At 43.4% G+C, this 2898-nt stretch carries 1 protein-coding gene; it reads right to left on the bottom strand.

What is annotated here, in order from left to right; translation table 11 throughout:
• The coding region (locus HOL16_00895; protein ID MBT5389255.1) for a MobA/MobL family protein at positions 1–2499 on the bottom strand (2499 nt) is incomplete at its 3' end.
• Between the last annotated feature and the right edge of the window lie 399 nt (positions 2500–2898).

Here is a 2898-nt window from a genome sequence, read left to right on the forward strand (position 1 = left end):
AAAAGCTCCTCGACTGACTGTATCAATAAAATCCTTAAAGTCGATAAATAGCTCGCGATTGACGTATACCCGTACATCGTGACGGTGTCTTGTCATGGCAACAAGAAGACTTGCGGGGTCGAGACACGGATCAACAGATACAAAAGTTTTATCAAAGGTACTCCCTTCTGATTTATGAATAGTCATTGCATAGCCATGGGTGATGTGTGGGTACTTTTCTGTGCTGAACTGAACCAAACGCCCACAATCAAGGCGTACCGTCATTGTTTTTGAATTATATGCCTCTATTGTCCCCAGTGTGCCATTCTTAGCACCAATTCGAGGGTTGTTTTTAATAAATCTTTTCAAAAAGGGTGTCTCTTCAACATTCTTAATATACAGCCCATGATGATCATTCTGCGTAAACCGAATCCGATCGCGTATCGCATATTCTTGACCTGAGACCACAAAACTTTCTTTGAGATATCCTCGTGCTTTGAGACCTTCGCGAATCGCCTGATTAAGCTCATAAACCTCCACATTCCGATAAGCTAAGACCATCTGGCTTTGACGAGGGCGATAATCTTTAATGTAGGCATCTCTCAAAGCATAAATAAGCTCTTTAGAACTTTCATGCCACGTAAAATGACCCTTTTCATAATAAGGTTTGATGCCGTCTAGAACGTGGATGTCATTTAAGTATTTTGAGCATTCTCGCTGCCACTCAACCTTTTGACGCACCACCTCTCGGGTTTCACAACATCCAAACCGTTCCGCAAAAAGACGCCCATAGTCCCCAGCTTCTCGCGATTTAATTTGAGAAGTGTCTTGGACAACGAGAACTTTTGCTCCTTTCTCGACAGCTTCTCTCAAGAAAGGCTCCCAGAGTCGTCCGCCAACCATATTCGCCTCGTCAACAATGATGACGTTTTTGTCAGAGAAACAATGTTTCTCCAAAGTCTTCATTTTGTTGTGGGCGTAAAGATACGGCCGACCCCAAAGCCGACCACTTTTAACGTATGCTCTTTGCTCTTGATATTTCTGCCAGTGGAAGAGAAAGCTATCCAATGTTTTACAGGGAATGCCGATTTCTTGCTCCATGATTTCCACCGCCTTCCCTTGGAAAGAGGTTCCGAGCACTTCATACCCTGCTTGTTGGTAGCTACTGGCCACAGCTTTTAAAAGCGTGGTTTTTCCAGTCCCTGCTTTTCCGTTCAAAATACGAATATCTGAGCCGGTACATAAATGGGTGACAGCCTCCCGTTGTTCTTGGAAAAGTTTAAATCCAAGCTCTTGTTCTTGTTTGCGAATTGAAGAGTCAATGAGATCCTTGGTTACAGACTTTGTTTGTCGGCGTTGAAGTGCGTCTGCAAGGCCTGTTATGTAATCTTCTTGTTTTTTGTAGAGAGTGGACGTAAAGACGTTCTCACGGTTGATATTTTTTCCGACCTTGTGAGCAATTTCTTTATTTTCTAACAATTGCTCTGTAAGCTTTGATGCAAGATCTTTGAGTTCTGTTGCAAAAACCCCTGAAGTACCTTCAAAAATGGTATCATCGTTGGCTTGGCTGAGGATGAGTTTTGAAGAAATTCTGAGCCCTTCCACGTTCGCTCTTAAGATTGAAAAGAGTTTGGCATCTCCTCCAACACGGCGGATGATTTCTTCTTCGATGTGTTTTCGAGTGAAAGTCGTACGTTTGAAAGACACCTCCCTAACTAAGGAGCCTGGGTTCTCGCACATAATATCGATGTTTGTTTGACGTACTGCTTCATTATCAGTCACAATACGTGAGTAGTTGCCATCTCTAGCAAGCTTTTGGGCGTACCAACCTTCGTGTTCTGTCGCTAAAAACTGTGAACCGCGATCTTCGTTGGAACGTGCGTCAATGCGAACAGGTAGCCCCGCCAATTGAAGGTGTTTATTAGCAGAAATTTCCCATTGTTTTCTTGTGATATTGTGCTCTGGTTTTGTGACGATCTCGGCATCTTTCCTTTGAGAGAATGCGCCTTCTACGAGTGGTCGTCTTGTTATCATTCCATGAAAATGCGGATTCCCTTTGTCCCAGTGAATAGCGTATTCAACGACAAGTCCTCTTGAGACAAATCTTTCTTTTAAGAACTCCTCAACACATGCTTCGGCCTCAAACTTTTTGAGCTCAATAGGGATGGCGCCCATAATCGTTTGAGCTGTTTGTGTTGAGTTTAAAAACTTCTCTTTTGCCTCTAAACTTTTTTGATGTTTTACGGGATCACTCGGCTCACCTCTGAATCGTAGTGCTGCAATGTCATCTTCAAACTGCTCAACCTTATTCCATAAGATGGAGGGATTCTTTACCCAGTCTGGTGCCTCATCTTCCGCAAGAACTCGGCTTACAATAACATCTTTTTTGTTGGTGTAGTCGTAGTCTGTTCCTGTGCGCCCGTCGCATTGACGTCCTCCTCCAATATACGCACTAAAGCCTACAGAGGAACGTCCTTCACTCCGTGATATAAATCCCAAGGACAACGAGTAAATTGCCATAATAAACACCGTTAAGCGTCAATTACAATTTAAACCCTGGAAGTTTATATCTGAGTGATGCGAAGCCCCCATGCCTCTCCAGTGGAGCTATGCTAACGCCTGTGGCCATAAAGCACAAGTGCGATTTTCAAATCGCACATAAGTGCGCCCCCTTCGGTGGATTGCAGATAACAAGATTTTTTTTATAGTTCTTCCACGCCGTATTTTGCTCTCAGGAAGCCTTAACGGCGTATGAGTGGAGGAGGAGGGGATATTCAATAACCTGGGTATGCGGTTTACTCCACAAACCGGCTAAATCGCCATTATTTTGCAGTTGACTCCACTCGCTATTATATGTAGCACTTTATGCTATGAACACTTACCCTGAAGATGCAGTTGAATTAATGAACATGTTTTCAA

It is taken from the genome of Alphaproteobacteria bacterium (genome assembly GCA_018662925.1).
GTDB lineage: Bacteria > Pseudomonadota > Alphaproteobacteria > 16-39-46 > JABJFC01 > JABJFC01.